Below are 6,025 nucleotides of genomic sequence, written 5' to 3'. Positions count from 1 at the left end.
TTGGAGAACTTATACCTTATTATTCTATCTCTTTCATACCTTTATTTCCTTAACTTGACGCTTATGGTGGTGATGATAATGTTGGTCATTATGATACAGATTGTGGTGAACGCTACAGTCATCTAAGTTTTCATGATGAAAACACAAACATAATAAGAAAAAAAGATTCTTTTTTTTAGCCCAAATAGAACTGAATAAAGCAGAAAGGGAGAAGTATGAAAATATTTGGCAAGAAATGGACAAAATCCTTAGTAGTTCACATGAAGTTGGTCTATGTGAAGATGATATTGAGGAGTTGAAAGGGAGACTTGATGAAGTTATAAGCCAAGCACTGGAACAAAGAATTATGTTCACTTTTCCATATAGAGACGGCGAGTCCTTTGTAGACTGTATAATTATAGCACTTCTCGCAATAGTACGAATAGGATAAGATATGTGCTTATGGCTATGGTAGAGCAGTAGCATATTATGATCTGTTCGGATTATTGTAAAAAGAGCTATAATACAACACAAGAACTATATTGGGTCGATTCTACTGAGAATTCTAGACTTCTAGAGGAGAAAAAGATATTACAAGTAATATCGGAGGGTGCAACTTTAAATAAATTTACTAAAGAAAGGTACGATGATTATGTAAATTGTATTTACAGAGAAAAAGAGATTTTAAGTCAAAGGAATAAAAATATTTTAGGACTTAATAATTTAGCATATGAAAGTATTGTAAACAAAAGCAAGCAGACTCAAAATGTATTAGGGGTAGACAAGGATAATGGATATTTTTGTATAGAATATTCGCAAGATAGTATTGTTGAAGTTGCAGAAATCCTAAACAATGAAAAAGCCAAAGACTTAAATTTAAGAGTTGGCATACTCAAAATTGGAGAAAGTATAGTAAGAGTTGAAAATGTAGAAGAAATAGGGGGAAAAAGAAATTACATGGATGTCTCAAAAGGTGGTATTGAAATGTCTTTTACTACTGAGGTAGGAGAGATAAGTATTTATCTAAGTCCTAGTGAGAAAGGCAGCAATAAAATAAAAGTGGAGATTGATGGGGAAAACAGAGCAAGGCTTAATGAGTTAAAAAATAGGGGAAAAAGTTTAGGGGAAAACTGTCTTTTAGGAGGAAAAAGTGTTGAGGAAGCTATAGAGCATGAAAGTTTTGAAAGATATGGCAGTGTACCTAACACTGCTATGAAGGAACCTAGCTTAGGTTGCGTTGCTAACATAGCAAGGGGGGGATAAGCTTGCAGAGATAAAATGATGGGCCAAATTGGCAGTATTTCGCTTTTGTAATGTACTTCAAAATGGTAGTATGCAAGCTAGATAGAACTTAATTGACAGACAAGAATTAACTGATGGAAAAATTGACATAATCAAACAATCACAGAATAAACTAGTGAATTTTTTGAAAAGTATATAAAATTCAAGTTTAAGTAAATAGCATGGCACTTAGACTCATTCCAGATAACCTCAATATCAAGTTTAGTAAATATAGAAATTTGACAGCACTCGTTAGCATTATTCTTATCATCTTTTCAATGCTCATTGTTGTACTGCGTGGAGTGAACTTAGGCATAGACTTTGCAGGCGGAATTTTGATAGAGATAAAATCTTCAGATGAGAATCACTCTATTCTCGATGCATTAAAAGAAAATGGTTTTACAGTGCAGAGTTCAAAAGCTGGTGATAATTTAGTCATGCGTTTTAAAGATGAAGGAGATGAAGATAAAATCAAAAAGATAAAAAGCATACTAGAAGAAAAGCTAGGTAGCTCAATAAGCTATCGTAAAATAGACTATGTTGGCCCACAAATAAGCTCAACACAAATATTTGAAGGAATGTTATCCATGTTGATCGCGATTGTTGGAATATTTTTTTACGTTTGGTTTAGATTTAATTGGCAATGTGGATTCAGTGGAATAACAGCACTGATTCATGACGTGATTTTAACTGTTGGTTTTATTAGCCTAACTGGCATTGAGTTTAATATTTCATCAGTTGCAGCTCTCCTCACTGTCATTGGTTATTCAATCAATAACTCAGTAATTATATATGATCGGATTCGAGAGTATCGCAGGAGTGGTAAAAGTGGGCGGATGAGTGAGGTAGTAGATGCAAGTATCAACGCTACATTATTTCGCACTATATTAACTTCTGGTACAACCCTTCTTGCTGCTCTTCCTTTGGTATTAATCTCCACAGATGCAGTGAGAGACTTCAGCTTGATCATTTTTTTTGGTATTTTGATTGGCACTTGTTCTGCAATATTTATTTCTGCTCCTATATTGACCTACAGAGCTTTGATAAGTAGATTGTAGAAGTGTTTAGTCGCGGTATAATATCAACTTATTATCTCTTATAGTGAAATGAAAATACATTAAAAAGCTCATTCCAAGTAGTGAATGAGACATAGAATGAGTGTTAACGCTTCCCTGTACATCATTAATCAAAAAATTTCCTATTTTAACTTGAGGTATTTGAACCACTCCAGCTTTTATTTGACCTTTCGCAGTTTCATATATTTTAAAATCCTGAACATTTTGTAAGTTATAGCACTTCTCGCAATAGTCCGAATAGGATAAGATATGTGCTTATGGCTATGGTAGAGCAGTAGCATATTATGATCTGTTCGGATTATTGTAAAAAGAGCTATAATACCAACATGTAATGCGTCTTTTTGTGATAGAACAATATCGGTTGCTCCAGTATCAAGCAAAAACGTTATATTGCGATCATTGACTTGAGCCTGAATATAAAAGTGTCCATCATATGACTTCGTAAATTCAATACTTCCACTATTCTGACCGCTATTTTGAATTCTTCCTTTATATGGTAAAAAAGTACTGAGAAATCTGTCGCTTAGTTTGTCCCTTTGTGAATCAATAAGCATTGCAGTAGTGGCTATTATTAGCAACCAAATAACTAGATTTTTCACCGCGTTCATATTGTTAAAATTTGAAGCTATTAAAATAAATTTTAAAGATCAGCGTTAAAAGTTATTATTAAAAATAAGTAAATTTCATTGTTTTAGTACAATATTTAGTATACACTTTAAGAAGATATGTTTGATTTAATTTCATGTCAGAAGCAAAAAGTTTAATTTTGGCAGCTATCCTTTCCATGTTAATCATGGTGTCTTGGCGTATTATTTATGATAATTTTTTTAGTACAAACCAAAATCAGCCATTGATTGAAAATATTGAACATATCGAATCTTTTAACGACCTTGCTCCTATAATACACCAAAATCGTTCTGAAATTATTAATTCTACTCGAGAACAGAGGGTTAGTTTAACCAATAACATGATTAAAGGATCAATTTCTCTGAAAGGTGCAAGGTTTGATGACTTAATTTTAACTAATTACCACTTAGAACCGAGTTCTTCTTCTCCACAAGTGGTGTTACTGTCACCTGCAGAATCAAAAGATGTATATTTTGCAGAATTTGGGTGGCTCGATCCGAGTAACAAGATTAAAGTTCCAGATTCTAAAGCAGTCTGGCGAGCGGATAAACTTAATCAAAAAGAGGTCAATTTATCTTGGGACAATGAGAATGGCATTTTATTTATAATGAAAATTAACCTCGACGATAATTACATGTTTAAAGTTGAGCAAGTTGTTGAAAATAATACAAAGGATAATGTAGTTTTGGTTCCTTATGGTAAAATTAACCGTAAACGTGACAATATCAACGAATCTTATTGGATATCCCATGAAGGAGTACTGGGTGCATTTGATAATAAACTAGAGGAGTGGACATATAAGGATATTTCCAAAAAACATTTAATAAAAGCAAGCACGAGTGAAAAAAATTGGCTTGGTTTTGCTGATAAATACTGGCTCACAGCCATCATACCTGAAAAATCTGATAAAATAAATGTAAGAATTAAACACACAAACGTTAATAATACTGATAAATTCCAAGTAGATTTTGTCAAACATTACAAGAGCATACTTCCTGGTGCAAGCGTTTCTAATGTGAATTATTTTTTTGCTGGAGCAAAAAAGTTGAATTTACTGGATTCTTATAAGGACACTCTCAATATACCCCTGTTTGATAAAGCTGTAGATTTTGGTGTTCTTTACTTTATAACTAAACCAGTGTTTTTACTGCTTGAATATTTTAACTTCGTTTTAAAAAATTTTGGCTTAGCAATATTATTGCTGACTTTAGTAATCAAACTTTTGATGCTTTCCTTATCTAATAGATCATATATTTCGATGTTTAAGGTAAAAAGCCTGCAGCCTGAATTAACTCGTATAAAAGAGTTGTATAAAAATGACAGCTTAAAGCAGCATAAAGAGACAATTGCATTGTTTAAGAGAAACAACGTAAATCCAATGTCGAGCATTTTTCCCATGCTAATACAAATACCGGTATTTTTTGCTCTATATAAAGTATTATTTGTTACTATAGAGATGAGGCATGCTCCTTTTTTTTTATGGATTAAGGATCTTTCAGCTCCTGACCCAACGAACATCTTTACATTATTTGGGTTGTTTAATTATAACTTTCCTATTTCTATAGGCATTTTACCTATAATTTTCGGTGCCACCATGATAATTCAGCATAAGCTAAGTGAGAAAGATCAAACCAGTAAAGATGATATTCAAGTAAATGTTATGAAGTTTTTACCTTACATTTCTGTCTTTATTTTTTCTTCTTTTCCTGCCGGCCTGGTAATATATTGGATATTTAGTAATATTATAACTCTAATTCAACAGTCATTAATAAAGTTGTTTTTAACAAAAAAAGTGGTAGTAAATGTCGAGAATACTAATAGTTAATTCGATTTATTATACTGAAATAGCGAACCTTTTGCTTGAAGGTGCAATTGATAAATTAAAAGGCAGTAATGCCAGTTACGATGTAGTTGAGGTTCCTGGTACATTTGAGATACCAGCTACAATTCTTTTTGCAGTCAAGAGTGGGCATACTAATTATGATGGTTATTTAGCTCTTGGGTGCGTAATTCGCGGTGAAACCGATCATTATCAATATGTTTGTAAAGGAGTAATTGAAGGCTTAAATGAGGTTGTTATGCATTATGCAATACCCCTTGGTATGGGTGTAATTACCGCTGACAGCAAAGATAAAGCACTAGTTAGAGCTGATAAAAACAAAAAGAACGTTGGTGGCCATGCAGCCTCAACTGTTTTGCGTATGATAGATTTACACAATAAATTAAAATAATGGAGGAAAAACCAGTAGATAAAAAGTGGCGCATAAAAAGAAGCACGGCAAGATTTCTTGCTGTACAAATTGCTTATTCAAATATTTTCGTAGGTTACAACAAAAGCACTTTTAAACTGGAAAATTGTCAGCTTAAGGACTACATAAATAAGTTGAAAGATATATTTGAATGTGAAGAATTTGAACATCAGTTCTTAGAAAACTTGTTATATAAGGTTATAAAAAGGAGTGAAGAATATGATAAAATAATAGAGTCTTATTTACACCCAAGTTGGTCCCTTTCACGGTTAAATCTTACAAGCTTATCTATTTTGCGTGTTGCAATATGTGAGTTAGCTAATTGTGATACGCCAGTTCCAGTTGTCATTAATGAATATACTAACATTGCATCTGATTTACTTGATAAACCAAGCGAAATAGGTTTTATTAATGGGTTATTGGATAAGGCAAAAGATGCAGTTAAATTAAATAAAAATCCTTAGCAATTATAGCCAGCAAGCACAAGGTGTCATCCGAGTAGCTGCTGTATGAACATTGTCTACCAGATCCCAGTGCTTGACACTGGAATGGCTTTGTTGCATAGCAACTGAAAAAATCTGGTGGCTACTGACAAAATTCATTATAAAATAGCCATTTAACCTTGAAAGAAAAAATATGCCACAAAAAATGAGGGTCAGTAACCATAGCGAATATAACAAATTTCTAGAAAAAAGAGGAAATATTTTTCATTATATCAACGAAGCCATAGAAAAGTGGTACGAGAATGGTCCAAAAATACCAGGTGGCAACAATATTTATAGCGATAAAGTTGTAATTTTGGTGCACATAATA

The 6,025-nt window shown here is 32.7% G+C and carries 7 protein-coding genes and 2 pseudogenes; 6 read left to right on the top strand and 3 right to left on the bottom strand.

From position 1 onward, the window contains the following. Positions 1-33 precede the first annotated feature (33 nt). The gene (locus OZD68_RS00485) at positions 34-465 is read right to left on the bottom strand and encodes a hypothetical protein (protein WP_182309199.1); all 432 of its coding nucleotides are present in this window, start codon (positions 463-465) and stop codon (positions 34-36) included. Positions 466-468: 3 nt separating this feature from the next. Here OZD68_RS00485 and OZD68_RS00480 point away from each other — a divergent pair, with 3 nt between their 5' ends. After that, on the top strand, positions 469-1,242 hold the full coding sequence (locus OZD68_RS00480; protein ID WP_259365952.1) for a hypothetical protein: 774 nt from the start codon (positions 469-471) through the stop codon (positions 1,240-1,242). 200 nt (positions 1,243-1,442) lie between these two features. Beyond that, positions 1,443-2,318, top strand: a complete 876-nt coding sequence (gene secF / locus OZD68_RS00475) for a protein translocase subunit SecF (protein WP_182309200.1) — start codon at positions 1,443-1,445, stop codon at positions 2,316-2,318. A 6-nt stretch (positions 2,319-2,324) separates the two neighbouring features. On the opposite strand, the pseudogene OZD68_RS00470 reads toward secF, so the two are convergent. Together OZD68_RS00470 and OZD68_RS00465 are read right to left on the bottom strand one after the other, a co-directional pair. Next, a pseudogene (locus OZD68_RS00470) lies at positions 2,325-2,549 on the bottom strand (TIGR02281 family clan AA aspartic protease); the annotation flags it as partial. Beyond that, entirely contained in the window at positions 2,495-2,944 is a 450-nt protein-coding gene (locus tag OZD68_RS00465) for a retroviral-like aspartic protease family protein (protein ID WP_259365953.1), read from the bottom strand. The pseudogene OZD68_RS00470 and the gene OZD68_RS00465, both read right to left, overlap by 55 nt. A 134-nt stretch (positions 2,945-3,078) precedes the next feature. Here OZD68_RS00465 and yidC point away from each other — a divergent pair, with 134 nt between their 5' ends. The 4 genes and pseudogenes from yidC to OZD68_RS06695 all read left to right on the top strand — a co-directional run. Next, positions 3,079-4,788: a membrane protein insertase YidC gene (gene yidC, locus OZD68_RS00460; RefSeq protein WP_182309201.1), complete on the top strand. Its 1,710-nt coding sequence runs from the start codon at positions 3,079-3,081 to the stop codon at positions 4,786-4,788. Then, a complete protein-coding gene (locus tag OZD68_RS00455) occupies positions 4,766-5,194 on the top strand; it encodes a 6,7-dimethyl-8-ribityllumazine synthase (protein ID WP_006279647.1) in 429 nt (142 codons plus the stop codon). The genes yidC and OZD68_RS00455 overlap by 23 nt, the downstream gene beginning before the upstream one ends. Next, positions 5,194-5,676, top strand: a complete 483-nt coding sequence (gene nusB, locus OZD68_RS00450; protein ID WP_182309202.1) for a transcription antitermination factor NusB — start codon at positions 5,194-5,196, stop codon at positions 5,674-5,676. The genes OZD68_RS00455 and nusB overlap by 1 nt, the downstream gene beginning before the upstream one ends. Before the next feature lie 172 nt (positions 5,677-5,848). Then, positions 5,849-6,025 (top strand): annotated as a pseudogene (locus OZD68_RS06695) (IS5 family transposase); the annotation flags it as partial.

The organism is Wolbachia endosymbiont of Drosophila bicornuta (genome assembly GCF_028982105.1).
Taxonomy (GTDB): domain Bacteria; phylum Pseudomonadota; class Alphaproteobacteria; order Rickettsiales; family Anaplasmataceae; genus Wolbachia; species Wolbachia pipientis.
Note: the sequence above shows the minus strand (reverse complement) of the source record. Positions and strands in the feature narration are given on the sequence as shown.